Consider the following 15,171-nt stretch of genomic DNA (forward strand, 5'->3'; position numbering starts at 1 on the left):
GAACAAAATAAGAACATGCTTTAGCCTCCGCCCATGGCCTATGCGGAACTCCAGATCACCTCCAACTACTCCTTCCTGCGCGGCGCAAGCCATGTGGAGGAGTTGATTGGCACGGCGAAGGCGCAGGGCCATGCGGCAATCGGCCTGACGGATCGCAATTCAGTGGCCGGCATGGTGCGTGCCTGGGTCGCGGCGCAGGAAGCCGGCCTTCGCCTCCTCCCCGGCTGCCGGCTGGATTTTCTCGATGCGCCTTCCCTCCTGGTCTATCCCAGGGATCGCGCAGGCTGGTCTGATCTTTGCCAATTGCTCTCGGCCGGCAAGGCACGCGGCTTCACGGCGACGAAACGGGCCGGAACCTGCCATCTTCTGTGGCAGGATCTGCAGCCTCAGACACAGGGGTTGATCGCGGCGTCCCTTGTGGAGGCCGAGGATCCGAACCTTGCCGCCCATCTGGACAGTCTCCGCGCCCTCTTCGGCCGGCAGAGCTATCTCTCTCTGTCCCCCCGTCGCCTGCCCGGCAATGCCCGGCGGCTGCACCGGCTGGCGGAAGCCGGGCGTGCCGCCGGGGTCGCGCTGCTCGTGACCGGGGATGTGCTCTACCACACGCCTGAGCGCCGCCCGTTGCAGGACGTGCTCACCGCCATCCGCGAACATACGACGATCGATCAGGCGGGCTTCCTGCGCGAACGCTATGCCGACCGCCACCTTCGCGCCCCCCGTGAGATGGCGCGGCTGCTCCGCGCCTATCCGGAGGCGATCGCCAATACAGAGCGTGTCCTGGCCGCGGCGAATTTCGATCTCGGCCAGATCCGTTACCAGTATCCGAGCGAGACCGAGAGCGGGGAAACAGCGCAACAAGTGCTCGTCCGCCAGGTCGCGGAGGGATTGCCGCGCCGCTACCCAGAGAAGATTCCTCCGGGCATCAAAGCGCAGATCGATCATGAGCTTAAATTGATCGAACAACTTGACTACGCCCCCTATTTCCTCACCGTTCATTCCATCGTCCGCTACGCACGCGGCCAGGGCATCCTCTGCCAGGGTCGCGGCTCGGCCGCCAATTCTGCCGTCTGCTTCGTCCTCGGCATCACCGAAATCGACCCCGTGGCCTCGAATCTTCTGTTCGAGCGCTTCATCTCCGCCGAGCGGCGGGAGCCGCCGGATATCGACGTCGATTTCGAGCACGAGGCGCGCGAGACCGTTATCCAATGGGTCTATGCGCATTACGGGCGCGCGCGTGCCGCGCTTTGCGCGACTGTCATGCGCTACCGTACGCGTGGCGCCGTGCGGGATGTCGGCAAGGCGCTGGGGCTGACGGAGGATGTGACGAGCGCCCTCGCCTCTCAGGTCTGGGGCTGGTCGGAGGAGGCGCTGACGGACGAGAACCTGCGTGCTCTCAACTTCAATCCGGCCGACCAGCGCCTAAAACTTGCCCTGTCCCTCGCCGAAACGCTGATCGGTTTCCCGCGCCAGCTCGGCACCCATCCCGGCGGCTTCGTGCTGACGCAGGACCGGCTGTCCGACCTCGTGCCCGTCGCTCCCGCCGCCATGCAGGACCGGCAGATCATCGAATGGGACAAGGAGGATATCGACGTTCTGCGTTTCATGAAGGTGGATGTTCTGGGCCTGGGCATGCTTGGCTGCATGCGCCGCGCCTTCGATCTTCTGGCGGAAAACAAGAACGAGGCGCTGACGCTGGCCACCATTCCGCAAGAAGACAAGCCAACCTACGAGATGATTTCCCGGGCCGATACGCTCGGCACCTTCCAGATCGAAAGCCGCGCGCAGATGGCCATGCTGCCGCGCCTGAAACCCCAGACCTTTTACGATCTCGTCATTCAAGTGGCGATCGTGCGGCCCGGCCCCATCCAGGGGGACATGGTGCATCCCTATCTGCGGAGGCGGGAACAGAAGGAGCCGGTCTCCTATCCTTCCCCGGCACTCGAACGCGTACTCGGCAAGACGCTCGGCGTGCCGCTGTTCCAGGAACAGGCCATGCAAGTCGCGATCCATTGCGCCGGCTTCACACCCGGAGAGGCCGACCAGTTGCGCCGCTCCATGGCGACCTTCAAGATGACCGGCGGCGTCTCGAAATTCCGCGACCAGCTGATCGAGGGCATGGTGGCACGACGCTATCCGCGCGATTTCGCGGAAGCCACCTTCCGCCAGATAGAGGGTTTCGGCTCCTACGGCTTTCCCGAAAGCCATGCGGCAAGCTTCGCCCTCATCGCCTATGCCAGTGCCTGGATGAAGTGTCATCACCCGGAGGTTTTTGCCGCCGCCCTGCTCAACAGTCAGCCGATGGGCTTCTACGCCCCGGCGCAGATCGTGGGCGATGCGCGGGCCCATGGGGTGGAGATCCGCCCCGTCTCTGTCCTGCACTCCCGCTGGGACTGTACCCTGGAGACGCGGGCCGGCGGCGGTCTGGCACTCCGCCTCGGTCTGCGCATGGCGAAGGGCCTGGCCAATGAGGACGCGGCCCGCCTGGTCCTGGTCCGGGACACAGCCCCCTTCACCTCCCTCGCCGATCTCGCCGATCGCACATCCCTGCCGCGTGCAGCGCTGGAGACTCTGGCGGCGGCTGACGCTTTCGAGGGATTCGGTCTCGACCGCAGGCGGGCGCTCTGGGCGATCGGCGGCCTCGCGGATGGGGCTCTGCCCCTCTTCGCGGCACGCAGCGCGGGCGAGGCCGAGCCGCAGATGGCACTCCGCGGCATGACGGAGGAGCGCGCGGTGGTGGAGGATTACCGAGCTGTCGGGCTTTCGCTCCGCGCCCATCCCGCCTCCTTCCTCCGGCCGCACCTCTCGGTGCAGCGCATCACGCCCTGCGCCGATCTCGCTGTGACACGGGATGGGGCGAGGCTGACGGTCGCGGGTCTCGTGCTGGTCCGCCAGCGGCCGGGCTCCGCCCGCGGCGTGCTCTTCGTCACGATTGAGGATGAAACCGGCTTCGCCAATGCCGTGATCTGGCCCGATGTCTACGAGGCGCATCGCGCCATCATCCTGGGCGCACGCATGCTGGCTATTCGCGGTCGGGTGCAGAAGGAGGGTCAGGTCATCCACGTCATCGCAGAGATACTCACCGATCTTTCGCCACTGCTGGCGCAGCTTGGGGCGGAGGAGGCGCGGATGCCGGAGGCGCTGGCGCGCGCGGACGAGGTCAAGCGGGGCGGTCCGGGCGGCAGCATCCGCGTGCCGACACGCGATTTCCGCTGATCCGGCGCGATCTGATCTCAGCGCATGCCATCCCGTCTTAAACACCTAAGCTTCATCGAAACTTATGCCCCAAGTCCGACACGATCGGCGTGCCATAAGCGATCCTCCCTCTGCCGTCGCAGGAGCTGCCGTGTCCGCCCGCTTCTCTTCCATCATTCCCGTGCTCCTCGGCGTCCTCATCGCCGAAGTGGCGCTGGGGATGATGACGACGCTCATTCCCCTCGACCTCGCGGCCCATGGTCTGAAGGCCAATGCGATCGGCCTCGTGGGCTCCGGCTATTTCGTGGGCTTCCTGCTCGGCACGCTGACCTGCGCCCGGCTCGTCCGCGCGGTCGGGCATATCCGTGCCTTCGCCGTCTTCCTCGCGGTTTCGGCCGATTGCGCCTTGCTCATGATCATGGCGCACGATCCCCTGCTCTGGACGGTGCTGCGCCTCGTCATGGGCTGGATGCTCTCCGGCATGTTTTTGGTCGCCGAGAGCTGGCTGAACGACAAGGCAGACAATACCTCGCGCGGGCGCGTCTTCGGCGCCTATCTCCTGGTTTCCTGGGGCGGTGCGGCGCTGGGGCCGCTGGCCTATGCGTTGTTCAAGGATGCCGACCGCACGCTCGCCATGGTCGGCGTCGCCTTGGCGACCGCGCTGCTGCCCATGGCGCTGACGCCGACCCAGAACCCCACTCTCGGCGAGCGGCAGCGCTTCGGCCTCGTCAAGCTCTTCAATATCTCGCCCATGGGCACGACCTGCGTCATCGCGTCAGGCCTGGTCAACAGCTCCTTCTACACCCTCGCCCCGCTTTATTTGGAGCGGCACGGATTCAGCCCGCACCAGATCCCGACCTTTCTCTCGGCGGCGCTCGCGGCCGCCCTCGTGGTGCAATATCCGGTCGGCATGGCGGCGGACCGCTTCGGCCGCCGGCCGATCACGCTCGCGGCACTCGGCCTCGCTTTCCTGGTCGCGCTCGTCTTCCCGATCCTGGGCGGCGGTTCCGCCTTCTGGGTGCTGATCCTGCTCGGCTGCGTGCTCTCCGGCGTCACCGCGCCGCTCTACGGCCTCGGCGCCGGACAGACGAACGACCGTGTCGACCGCTCCCAGTATGTCGCCTCCAGCGGCGGCCTTCTCTTTGCCTGGGCGATAGGGTCGAGCGTCGGGCCGCTGCTCGCGGGCATCGTCATGGCCCATCTCGGGCCCGATTCGCTCTTTTTCTTCCTCGCCTTCTGCCTGGCTTTACTCTCCGGCTTCACGCTCTTTCGCATCCGCCGCCGGCCGAGCGTCGAGAGCGAGAGCGCCTTCGTGCCGGTGCGCGCGGCGCCGGCCCAAATCCTCATCAAGGAAGAACCGATCGAGATTGCCGAAGCTCAGGAGGTCGGCGGAGTCCCCGCCGCGGGTGCGGAGCCCGCCGCAGGTCGCGGCAGCAGCACGTAGAGCGTGCCCGCGGCATTCATCGCCCCGGCGCTGACGGAAGCCTTGGCGCCCGTACCAAAGAAGAGATCGGCCCGCAGCGGCCCGGTGATGGCCGAGCCCAGATCCTGCGCCACCACCATGCGGTCGAGCGCCGCATGGGTCACAGGATCGGTCGTGGTAAGCCAGACCGGCGCGCCGAGCGGCAGATAGCGCCGGTCGACGGCCACGGAATGGCCGGGCGTGAGGCTGACGCCAAGTGCCCCCGGCGGCCCTGCCGCGGCGGCGAGGTTCGGCGCGGTCTGGAAGAAGACGTAGGAGGGATTGGCGTCCATGATCGCCTTCGCGCGATCGGGATGCGCTTCCAGCCAGGCGCGGATGCTTTGCTCCGTCACATCATTGGCGGCGAGCAGATGCTGCTCCACCATGACACGCCCGATCGGCACATAGGGCCGGCCATTCTTGCCGGCATAGGTCACGCGCATCACGCTGCCATCGGGCAGGTCGATCCGGCCCGATCCCTCGATCTGCAGGAAGAAGGCATCCACCGGATCGGCAAGCCACGCGATCGCCAGAGCGGAGGTGTCGAGCGCGCCGTTCTCGATCTGGAAGCGGTCGTAATAGGGCACGACCTTGCGGCCATCGAGACGGCCGATACCGGTCTTGCCGGTCTTGTCAGGGTCGAAGGCACCGAGATCGACGGTCACGAGATCGGGCGGCAGGCTGAGCAGTGGTGTCTGGTACTGGCCGCCACGGTCGGTCGAGCCTTGCACCTCCGGCTCGTAATAGCCGGTGATCTTGGCCGTACTGCTGCCGGACTGGGTGACGAGATAGGGCTGGAAATAGCTCTCGAAGAAGGCCCGGGCGGCGCCGTCATCCCCGGACGGCACGGCCTTGGCCGCGCCACAGGAGGCTTGCCACAGCCCAGCCTTGCCGCCGAGCTGCAGGGCCAGACCCGAGCCGCCCAGCGCCTGGTCGGGCGGGAAATACTGGATCCGCTGGCAGCTCGCGACGAAGGCCGTCAGCGCCTCGGCCGGATGTCCCGCGTTCCAGCCGGGCAGGCTGGAAAAGGCAACCGGTTCCCAGCTGGCGGGCGCGGTGCTTGTGCCCTGAGGCAGCGTGCAGCCGGCGAGGAGGCTCAGCATCAGCCCGGCCCCAGCGGCCCGAACTGTTGTCTTCCCTGTAAGCAAGCGGGGCCTCTCAGGCGCTGCGGGCGGCGGCGAGGCGCCAGGTCTGGTCGCGGAGCGAGAGATCGCGCTCGAAGGTCCAGAGGTCGACCATCTCGGTGATGCCATCCGTGCCGGAGACCGTCTGACCGTCTTTCCCGAGCGTCAGGTTCACTTGGTCGGAAACGAAGCGCAGCGTGATGTCGGCGACGGACCCGTTGAGTTCGACCACGGCGATCGCAGCCGTCGAAATCTCCCGGATTTCCGTGCGCTGGGTCTCGCCCGCCGCCTCGCGCGCGGCGATCGCCGTTTCGAACGCGCGATAGGTGTCGTCGGTGAGCAGCGAGCGCAGGGTCACGCGGTCGCCGGCCGCGAAGGCAGCGACGATGGTGCGGAAGGTATTCTCGGCCGCTTCCAGGAAGCGCTGCGGATCGAAGCCGGATTCGACCGTCTTAAGGCGGCGCAACTGCTCGCCGAGCGGGGAATTCGGATCGGGCAAGGGACGCACCGGGCGCGGCGGCACCGGCTCGGCCCGCCCCTCGATGACCGGGGCGCTTCTGTCTTGGCCATCGCGATTGCCCCGTGCAGACGGAGCGCGGGCGGCGGCCGGCGGCACCGGCCGCGTCCGGCCCTCGAAGCCCGTCCGACGGCCCAGGATGCTCCTCAGCCGAAGGATGAGGAAGGCGGCGATCAGACCGAAGAGAACGAGATCGACCGGAAACCCACCGGAAAAATTCATGAAAACCCATTCCTGAGGCGTGGCCTCGCGGCCGCGCCTGTGCCAATGCAGGGAGACATAGGCCGCCGTCGGCCGCATCGCAACCGAAGCCGGGCAAGGCCGTGGGCGCGGACGCTGCCCCTATCCTGCCGCTCCCGCTCATAAGATAAGCTTAGCATGATTCTGATCCGCCATGGCCAAAGCGAATTCAACGTCCGATTCTCACGCACCGGAATCGACCCGGGAATCGAGGATCCCTGCCTGACCCCGCTTGGCGAGCGTCAGGTGGAGGCAGCACTCGCCACGCTCGCACAGGTCCGGATCACCCGAATCGTCGCGTCCCCCTATACCCGCGTGCTGCAGACGGCCGCCCCTTTCGCCCGGCATTTCGGTCTGCCGGTCACGATTTCACCCCTCGTGCGGGAGCGCTTTGCCTATTCCTGCGATGTCGGCAGCCCCGCGAGCCGGCTGACAGCCGAGTGGCCGGATCATGATTTCGCTTCCGTGCCGGAGCGCTGGTGGCCGGCCGAGACCGAAAGCGAGCGCGCGATCCTCGCCCGCGCCGCCGTTTTCCATCAGGACATGGCCGCCCGCCCGGACCACGAAGAGACGCTGGTCGTCAGCCATTGGGGTTTCATCCTGGCCATGACCGGGCAAAGCCTGAATAATGCCGAATGGGTCGTGATCGAACCGAATGCCGGTTTCCTGACTGATTGACCCGCGGCGCGCCCGCGCACCTTGGCGCCCAAAGCCCCCGATGGTAGGGCAACAAAGATCGAGACCGAGAGAGAACCCATGTCCGAACAAGCCAACGCCAACCCCCAGAACGTCGCTGCACCGCTCGTGGTGAACGCGCAATATGTGAAGGATCTCTCGTTCGAGGTTCCCGGCGCGCCGCAGATCTATTCCACGCTGCGCAGCTCGCCCCAGGTCGCGGTCAATCTCGACGTGCAGGTGAAGCGGCTGGTCGAGGATCAGCTGGTCTTCGAAGTAACCCTTCTGGCCCGTGTGGAGGCGACCAAGCCGGCGGACATGGCGCCCACCCCGGGGGATACCTCCTCGGTCGTCTTCCTGGCCGAACTTTCCTATGCCGGCATCTTCACGCTCAACGGCATTCCGGAGAACCAGATCGAGCCGGTGCTGATGGTGGAAGGCCCCCGCCTGCTTTTCCCCTTCGCCCGCAACATCCTGGCGGACGTGACCCGCGACGGTGGCTTCCCGCCCGTGCTGCTCGGCCCGATCGACTTCCTCTCGCTGTGGCAGGCCCGCCGCCAGCAGGCAATGGCCGCGGCCCAGGCCGCCAACGCGACGGTCAACTGAGCGCCGCGTTCGGCCGATGACGGCGATCCTGACGGGGCATGCGCGGCTGGCGGGCGTCATCGGCTGGCCAGTCGCACATTCGCGCTCGCCACGCCTGCATGGCTTCTGGTTGGAACGGCATGGCATTGACGGTGTCTACATGCCTCTGGCCGTGAAGCCGGAGGACTTCGCCGTCGCCGTGCGCGGGCTGCGCGCCGCCGGCTTCCGTGGCGCCAATGTCACCATCCCGCACAAGGAAGCGGCCTTCGCCCTCTGCGACACGGTCGAGGAGTCCGCGCGGGAAGCCGGCGCCGTGAACACCCTCGTGTTCCAGGACGGAGGGATCACCGGGCGCAATACGGATGGGGCCGGGTTCCTTGCCAACCTCGGACAGCACGGCATCGATCCGGCCGCCGGTCCCGCCTTGCTGCTCGGCGCGGGCGGCGCGGCGCGGGCAATCGCCGCATCCTTGCGCGGTCTCGGTGTTGCCGTCACGCTCACCAACCGCACCCGGACGCGGGCCGAGGCGCTGGCCGGGATACTCCCCGGTTGCCGGGTTGTGGATTGGCAGGCGCGAAATGCGGCCATCCCGGACCACGCGCTCATCGTCAACACGACCTCCCTCGGCATGGGCGGCCATGAACCGCTCGAGATCGACCTCTCGCATGCCGCACCTGGCGCCGGTGTTTCGGACATTGTCTACGTTCCGCTGGAGACCCCGTTGATCGAGGCCGCCCGCGCCTGCGGCTTGAAGACGGCCCCGGGCCTCGGCATGCTTCTGCATCAGGCCGTTCCGGGCTTCGCGGCCTGGTTCGGTGTGACGCCGACGGTGGACGATGCGCTCTACGATTTCATCGCCGCGGATTTACGACCGAAGGGGTGACCGGTGCCCGCCAGAACGAAAGGCCGCAGGCGTGAAGGTGATCGGGCTCACGGGCGGGATCGGCATGGGCAAATCGACCGCCGCCCAGCAGTTCCGGCGCCTACACATCCCGGTTTTCGACGCTGACGATGAGGTCCATCGGATGCAGGCACAGGGTGGTGCGGCCGTGCCCGCCATTGCGGAGGCATTCCCCAATACCGTGCGAGACGGCCGGGTAGACCGGAACCAACTGCGTGCGGCGCTGATGGCCGATCCCGGCGGCTGGAAGACGCTCGAGCGCATCATTCATCCCCGCGTGCGCGCGGCCCGGCGTGCCTTCCTCGCCCGCTGCCGTCGCCGGGGAGCACGACTCGCCGTGCTCGACATCCCCCTGCTCTTCGAAACCGCTCCCAATCCGGATGTCGATGTCACCCTCGTCGTCTCGACCTCAACCGCCAACCAGAAGGCGCGGCTGCGCCGGCGCCGGCGCATGACGGATGAAGAGATCGCTGCCATCATCGCCCGCCAGATGCCCGATTCGGAAAAGCGCCGGCGCGCCGATGTGGTGGTGAAGACCGGCCTCTCACGGCATTACGCCCAGGCGCGCATCCGGCGCCTTGTTCAGGAGATCCGCGGATGACCCGCTCCATCCTCTTCGATACCGAAACGACCGGTCTCGACCCGAAGACCGGAGATCGCGTCATCGAGGTCGCGGCGCTCGAACTCATCAACGACCTGCCGACAGGCGCGCATTTCCACTGCCTTATCCACCCCGAACGCGACATCCCGGCAGAGGCGACCCGCGTGCATGGTTTCACGCTCGAGCATCTCCAGGGCAAGCCGCTGTTCCGGGCGATCGCTGCCGAAATGATGGCATTCATGGGTGAGGACGAGATGCTCGTCGCCCATAACGCACCCTTCGACTTCAGCTTCCTGAACTGGGAGCTGCAGCTCTGCGGACTGCCGGCCCTCGGCCCCCATCGCATGGTCGATACGCTGGCGCTGGCCAAGGCGCGCTTTCCAGGCATGCCGAACAGCCTGGACGCGCTCTGCCGCCGCTTCGCCATCGACCTCTCGGCCCGTACCACCCACAACGCCCTGCTCGACTGCAAGCTGCTGGCGGAGGTCTATATCGAGCTTACGGGCGGCCGGCAGCGCGGACTCTCGCTCGCCGTCAGCGAAACAGGCGATGCGATCGCTCAATATGAGGCGGTGGCCGAACGCCGGCCACGGCCGATCCTGGTCTCTCCAGAGGAGGCAGCGCGCCACGCGGCATTCCTGGCCCAGCTCAAAGATCCGATCTGGCTGAAAGACGCGGCCTCGGCCGGCTAAAAGTCCGTGCAGCGACCCTTCTGCTCCCAGTCGCCGAAGCGCGTGGGTTCGGGGCCCGACGGGCCACCAATTTCCTTGGGCATTGCGGCCTTCGGGTCTACCGGCGGCGTGTCCTGAGGGCTGGGCGGCGGATCAGGCGGTGCTGGCTTCGGATCGGACTGGGTCATGCAGAGAAGATAGTCCGGCCAAGTCCGGGAACAAGCCTCCGCCTCACGGCGTCTGTGCCATCTGCTTCGCGATCGCCGCCGCGGCGGCGCGCAGTTTCTCAAGCTGGGGATCGGAGCGGATGGCGAGCGCCAGCCCCCAGGCCTGCGCGGCAGCCGAAGCGTCGCCCATATCGGCGTCGAGCTTGCCGAGCAGAACGTAGCCCTGGCGAGCCTCTTCGCTTTTCGGATCGAGGGTGGCGATCTTCTGCTGCAGCAAGGCGAGCATGGCCTGATCCTCCTGCCGCTTCGCCGCCATCGCCTGGAGGCGCGGCGCGAGAGGTGCGGCCGGAAGGAGGGGTGCGCCGTTCTGCAGATAGAGGACGAGCGCCAGAAAGGGCAGCAGCGGCACCAGCACCGCCAGCCGCCAGCTGCGCCAGGCGCGGGGCTGTGGCGGCAGTACCTCGGGCGTCTCTCCGGTCGCGAGCAGGCGGCGCTGGATTTCAAGCCGGGCTTCCGCCGCCTCTGTCTGGCCCAAAGCGCCGCGTGACCCCTCCTCCGCGACCTCGCCGAGCTGACCGCGATAGAGGGCCAGCGCCGCCTCGCGCCGTCCGCGCAAGGCGACGCGCCCCTGCGCCGCCAGCACCGGCACCATGACCAGCAGGGAAAGCAAAACGAAGCCGAACCAAATCATGGGCGCATCAACCGGTCGAGCTGCGCCCGCTCGGCGGGGCTGAGAGGAGGGGGCGCCACCCGGCGCCGCTGCCGTCGCAGGCCAAGAAAGGCCGCAATTGCGCCCGCAAGCAGCGCAACCACCGGGCTCGCCCAGAGCAGCGCTGTCAGCGCGTCGAAGGGCGGTTTCAAAAGAATGAAGTTTCCATAGCGCCGGACCATGGAGGCAATGATCTGCCGGTCCGTCCGCCCCGCCACCACCTGTTGGCGAATGAGGGCGCGGATGTCCTTCGCCAGGCCGGCATCGCTCGCCTCTATGCTCTCGTTCTGGCAGACGAGGCAGCGCAGCTGCTGGCCGATCGCCTCGGCGCGCGCTTCCTGCGTCGGATTGGAGAGCAGTTCAGAGGGATCGCTGACCGCATGGGCGGCCCCGCCCCAGAGCAGGAGGCCGAGCGAACCGACGATGAGGCTCCGGCGCATCAGGCGCCCGCCTTGGCGAGCAGCGGCTGCAACTCGCCCGCGACCACCGCACTCGTCAGCGGCCCGGCATAGCGCCAGCGGACGATGCCCTGGGCGTCGATCAGATAGGTTTCCGGCACACCGTAGAGACCCCAGTCGATGGCCACGCGGCCCGGCTGGTCGAGAGCGATACGCGCATAGGGATTGCCGTTCTGGGCCAGGAAGCGGCGCGTATCGGCCGGGTTGTCCTTGTAGGCGATGCCCCAGATCGGCAGCCCTGTCTTGGCGAGGGCCGCCATCGTCGGTGCCTCTTCCAGGCAGGGCACGCACCAGGAGGCGAAGAAATTCACCAGCATCGGCCCCGCAGGGTGCTGCAGCTGGTTCCCGGTCATCGGGCCACCCGCAAGCCCCGGCAGGGTGAAATCCGGCACGGCGCGGCCGATCAGCTGGCTCGGCAGCGCATGGGGGTCGAATCTTCCGTTCCTCATCTGCCGCAGCATCAGGGCGAAACCGCCGCCTGCCAGCCCCAGGCCGAGCAGCGGCAGGCCCAACATCAGGCGCCGCGCGATGATGGATTTCTGAGGGGTATCCTGCGGCATCGGGGCGCTCATTCGGCCGGCACGGCCGCGGGCCGCGCCCTCCCCTTTTGGCGCAGCCGCTGAGGCGCGCCGACCCGCCACCGCCGATCGGACAGCGAGAGCGCCCCGCCCGCCGCCATGATCAGCGCACCAAACCAGATCCAGGGCGCAAGCGGATTGACATGGATGCGCAGTACCACCCCGCCATCTCGCTCATCGCCCATCGCGACGTAAAGGTCGCGCAGGCCATTGGTCCGGATCGCGACCTCGGTCGTCGTCTGCTGTTGAAGCGGAAAGCTCCGCCGCGCCGGATGCAGCGTCGCGACCAGGGCGCCGTTCCCCGCGTCGCGGACGGTCAGCGTCGCGACGCGCGCGGCGTAATCCGGCCCCGGCTGGTCCTGAAGACCGTCGAGCGTCCAGTCAAAGCCGCCGAGACGAATCGTCTGACCGGGCTGGACCAGGCTGATGCTGTGCAGCGCAAGCGTCATGCCCGCGATGCCGGCAATGGTGACGCCGAGCCCGGCATGGCCGAGCGCCGCGCCATAGGCCGCGCGCGGCAGATGCAGCAGGCGCCCGGGCCGCCAGCCAGCGCGGTTGCCGATATCCGCCGCCGCCGCGAGTAGAAGCCAGACCGCCCCGCCAAGGCCTAGCGCCGCGCGCAGGCCGTGGCTGGGAAAGATCAGCGCCACCAGCACCAGCGCCGCGACCGCCGCCCACCACAGCCGCAACAGCGCGGGGCCGAGTGCGGCCCTCTTCCAGGAGAGCGCGGGGCCCAGGCCCATCGCCGCGATCAACGGAGCGGCCAGCGGAATCGCGGTGCTTTCGAAGAAGGGCGGCCCGACGCTGATCTGCTGCCCGAAGATCAGCTGAACGAAAGGCGGATACATCGTGCCCACCAGCACCACCGCCATGATTGAGCAGAGCAGGATGTTGTTAAGCACGAGCCCGCCTTCCCGTGACAGCGGCGCGAAGAGCCCGGCCGGCTGGAGCAATGGCGCCCGGACGGCGAAGAGCAGCAGCGAGGCGCCGATGACGAGGCCGAGAAGGGCGAGGATGAAGACACCGCGCGCCGGGTCGTTGGCGAAGGCATGCACCGAATTGAGCAGGCCCGAGCGCACCATGAAGGTGCCGCAGAGGCTGAGCGAGAAGGTCATGATCGCGAGCAGGAGCGACCAGATTTTCAGCGCCTCGCGCTTCTCCACCACGATCGCGGAATGCAGGAGCGCCGTTCCGGTCAGCCAGGGGAGAAGAGACGCGTTCTCGACCGGATCCCAGAACCAGTAGCCGCCCCACCCGAGCACGTAGTAGCTCCACCAGGAACCGAGCGCGATCCCGGCGGTCAGGAAGCACCAGGCAGCAAGCGTCCAGGGCCGCACCCAGCGCCCCCAGGCGGCATCCACCGTGCCTTCGAGGAGGGAGGCGACGGCGAAGGCGAAGGCGACCGAGAAGCCGACATAGCCGCAGTAGAGGATCGGCGGATGGAAGGCGAGGCCGGGATCCTGCAGCAGCGGATTGACCCCCTGCCCGTCCATCGGCGGCGGCCAGATACGCTGGAAGGGATCGGAGAGCGTCAGCGTGAAAAGCAGGAAGCCGCTGCTGACCAAGCCAAGCACGCCCAGCACCCGTGCCCGGAACGAGGACGGCAGCCGCTCGCCGAAACCTGCCACGACTCCGCCGCAGAGAGAGAGGATGAGGCACCAGAGAAGAATGGATCCCTCGTGGTTTCCCCAGGTGCCGGTGATGCGATACAGCAGCGGCGTCGTGGCGCTCGAATATTCGGCGACATTCATGACCGAGAAGTCGGAGACGACTCCGCACCAGACGAGGGCGAGGAAGGCGAGCGTGACGGCGAGCGCCTGCGAGAGGGCGAGCGCCGGGGCGGCGCTGATCAGCCGCGCATCCCCTCGCTGCGCCCCCCAGAGGGACAGCAGCCCCTGGGCCGCTGCCACAACGCAGCCAAGGGCCAGCGCATAATGGCCAAGTTCCGGAATCATCCCACCCGCCTCAACCGCCCGCCGCAGCAAGATCGGCGGCAGTCTGACGGAAGGCTGCAGCCGGTGGCGGGCGGCCGGTCGCCGGATTCCACAGCCCGTCCTTCTTGAGCGCCTTCTCCACCTCCGGCGGCATGTAATCCGCGCTGTGCTTGGCCAGCACCTCGCGCGCCTGGAAGGTTCCGTCCGGCGTCAACGTGCCGATAGCGACGATCCCCTGCCCCTCCCGAAACAAATCAGGCAGCACGCCGCCGTACTCCGCCGGGACGACATGGCCATGCTCGTCGGTCACGCCGAAGACGACTCCGGGCTCACCTTCCACCGCTGTCGGATGCAGAGAGCCCTCCGCGACGATCCCGCCGAGCCGGAAGACCTGGCCCGGCGGCGGCCGTTGCGCCAGCACCGCCCCCGGCAACATGAAGTAGACGATATCTCCGGAGAAGGCAGAGAGCGTCAATGCCGTCGCTCCGCCGAAGGCAAGCAGACACGCGCTCACCAACCAGAGCCGGCGGCGTTTCCGGGTCATCATGCTGGGCGCCCCCTGCGGCGCGGAGACTCGGCCTCAAGCATGGCCAGCCGCCGCCGTGCCCCCCCGGCGCGCAGCCAAGCCTGCAGACCGAGGATCACCAGCGCGACGACCGTCACCCCGTAGGCGCCCGCGATATAGGGCCAGAGCGGTGCCGTGCCGGTCATGCCGCCTCCGTCCGGCGCAGACGGGCCGCCAGCAGGGCCCGGATGCGCCGCTCCATCACCGCCGCGCGCAGCCGCGCGAGCACGATCGCCGCGAAGAGCAGCGTCATGCCGAGGGCCGAGACCAGCAGCGGGTCGAGCATCGCAGCCGGCATCGTCGTCTGACCGAAGAGGTGAATACTGTCCGGCTGGTGCAGCGTGTTCCACCAGTCGACGCTGAACTTGATGATGGGAAGATTGACGAGACCGACCAAAGCGAGGATCGCCGCCGCGCGAAAACCCCGCTGCTCGTTGTCGAAGGCGCGGATCAGCGCGATATGGCCGAGATAGAGGAAGAACAGGACCAGCACCGAGGTCAGCCGCGCGTCCCAGACCCACCAGGCGCCCCACATCGGCTTGCCCCAGATGCTGCCGGTGAGCAGGCACAATGCGGTGAAGCCGGCACCCACCGGCCCGATTTCCGCGGCGGCCAGGTCGGCCAGGGGATGGCGCCAGACCAGCGACAGCACGGAACACACCGCCAGGGCCAGGTATCCCGCGGAGGCGAGCCAGGCCGACGGCACGTGCACATACATGATCCGCACCGCGTCGCCCTGTTGCCAATCCGGGGGCGAGAAGAACAGCCCCCAGACGAGGCCGATGGCGGTCA

The 15,171-nt window shown here is 67.7% G+C and carries 17 protein-coding genes; 7 read left to right on the forward strand and 10 right to left on the reverse strand.

Annotated elements, in window-relative coordinates; translation table 11 throughout:
- Positions 1-33 precede the first annotated feature (33 nt).
- On the forward strand, positions 34-3,213 hold the full coding sequence (locus VL752_RS19445) for an error-prone DNA polymerase (protein WP_325357817.1): 3,180 nt from the start codon (positions 34-36) through the stop codon (positions 3,211-3,213).
- A 130-nt stretch (positions 3,214-3,343) separates the two neighbouring features.
- The gene (locus VL752_RS19450; RefSeq protein WP_325357819.1) at positions 3,344-4,636 is read left to right on the forward strand and encodes an MFS transporter; all 1,293 of its coding nucleotides are present in this window, start codon (positions 3,344-3,346) and stop codon (positions 4,634-4,636) included.
- Here the strand turns inward: VL752_RS19450 and VL752_RS19455 are convergent.
- Positions 4,570-5,757: a murein transglycosylase A gene (locus VL752_RS19455; RefSeq protein ID WP_325357821.1), complete on the reverse strand. Its 1,188-nt coding sequence runs from the start codon at positions 5,755-5,757 to the stop codon at positions 4,570-4,572. The genes VL752_RS19450 and VL752_RS19455 overlap by 67 nt on opposite strands.
- 55 nt (positions 5,758-5,812) lie before the next feature.
- A complete protein-coding gene (locus VL752_RS19460) occupies positions 5,813-6,517 on the reverse strand; it encodes a Tim44/TimA family putative adaptor protein (RefSeq protein ID WP_325357823.1) in 705 nt (234 codons plus the stop codon).
- Positions 6,518-6,673: 156 nt separating this feature from the next.
- Here VL752_RS19460 and VL752_RS19465 point away from each other — a divergent pair, with 156 nt between their 5' ends.
- From VL752_RS19465 to dnaQ, 5 genes are all read left to right on the forward strand, one after another.
- Complete coding sequence (locus tag VL752_RS19465; protein WP_325357825.1) at positions 6,674-7,213, forward strand: histidine phosphatase family protein; 540 nt, start codon at positions 6,674-6,676, stop codon at positions 7,211-7,213.
- Between the two features lie 78 nt (positions 7,214-7,291).
- Positions 7,292-7,816, forward strand: a complete 525-nt coding sequence (gene secB, locus VL752_RS19470) for a protein-export chaperone SecB (RefSeq protein WP_325357827.1) — start codon at positions 7,292-7,294, stop codon at positions 7,814-7,816.
- A gap of 16 nt (positions 7,817-7,832) precedes the next feature.
- Positions 7,833-8,678: a shikimate dehydrogenase gene (locus VL752_RS19475; protein ID WP_325357829.1), complete on the forward strand. Its 846-nt coding sequence runs from the start codon at positions 7,833-7,835 to the stop codon at positions 8,676-8,678.
- Between the two features lie 31 nt (positions 8,679-8,709).
- Positions 8,710-9,297 (forward strand): dephospho-CoA kinase, encoded by a 588-nt coding sequence (coaE, locus tag VL752_RS19480; protein WP_408863188.1) that lies wholly within the window; start codon positions 8,710-8,712, stop codon positions 9,295-9,297.
- On the forward strand, positions 9,294-9,989 hold the full coding sequence (dnaQ, locus tag VL752_RS19485; RefSeq protein WP_325357833.1) for a DNA polymerase III subunit epsilon: 696 nt from the start codon (positions 9,294-9,296) through the stop codon (positions 9,987-9,989). Before coaE ends, dnaQ begins: the two co-directional genes overlap by 4 nt.
- Here dnaQ and VL752_RS19490 read toward each other — a convergent pair.
- The 8 genes from VL752_RS19490 to VL752_RS19525 form a co-directional block, all read right to left on the reverse strand.
- Positions 9,986-10,156 carry a DUF1674 domain-containing protein gene (locus VL752_RS19490; RefSeq protein ID WP_325357835.1) on the reverse strand — a complete coding sequence of 57 codons (171 nt, stop codon included), beginning with the start codon at positions 10,154-10,156 and terminating at the stop codon, positions 9,986-9,988. The genes dnaQ and VL752_RS19490 overlap by 4 nt on opposite strands.
- Before the next feature lie 43 nt (positions 10,157-10,199).
- Complete coding sequence (gene ccmI, locus VL752_RS19495; protein WP_325357837.1) at positions 10,200-10,826, reverse strand: c-type cytochrome biogenesis protein CcmI; 627 nt, start codon at positions 10,824-10,826, stop codon at positions 10,200-10,202.
- Positions 10,823-11,284: a cytochrome c-type biogenesis protein gene (locus VL752_RS19500; RefSeq protein ID WP_325357839.1), complete on the reverse strand. Its 462-nt coding sequence runs from the start codon at positions 11,282-11,284 to the stop codon at positions 10,823-10,825. The genes ccmI and VL752_RS19500 overlap by 4 nt, the downstream gene beginning before the upstream one ends.
- Complete coding sequence (locus VL752_RS19505; protein ID WP_325357841.1) at positions 11,284-11,862, reverse strand: DsbE family thiol:disulfide interchange protein; 579 nt, start codon at positions 11,860-11,862, stop codon at positions 11,284-11,286. The genes VL752_RS19500 and VL752_RS19505 overlap by 1 nt, the downstream gene beginning before the upstream one ends.
- A gap of 8 nt (positions 11,863-11,870) precedes the next feature.
- The gene (locus VL752_RS19510) at positions 11,871-13,835 is read right to left on the reverse strand and encodes a heme lyase CcmF/NrfE family subunit (protein ID WP_325357843.1); all 1,965 of its coding nucleotides are present in this window, start codon (positions 13,833-13,835) and stop codon (positions 11,871-11,873) included.
- A 10-nt stretch (positions 13,836-13,845) separates the two neighbouring features.
- On the reverse strand, positions 13,846-14,358 hold the full coding sequence (gene ccmE / locus VL752_RS19515) for a cytochrome c maturation protein CcmE (protein WP_325357849.1): 513 nt from the start codon (positions 14,356-14,358) through the stop codon (positions 13,846-13,848).
- Positions 14,358-14,525: a heme exporter protein CcmD gene (locus VL752_RS19520; RefSeq protein WP_325357845.1), complete on the reverse strand. Its 168-nt coding sequence runs from the start codon at positions 14,523-14,525 to the stop codon at positions 14,358-14,360. Before VL752_RS19520 ends, ccmE begins: the two co-directional genes overlap by 1 nt.
- On the reverse strand, positions 14,522-15,171 hold a 650-nt coding region (locus VL752_RS19525), incomplete at its 5' end, for a heme ABC transporter permease (protein WP_325357847.1). The genes VL752_RS19525 and VL752_RS19520, both read right to left, overlap by 4 nt.

Origin of the sequence: Acidisoma sp., from assembly GCF_035492295.1 — a bacterium.
Taxonomy (GTDB): domain Bacteria; phylum Pseudomonadota; class Alphaproteobacteria; order Acetobacterales; family Acetobacteraceae; genus Acidisoma.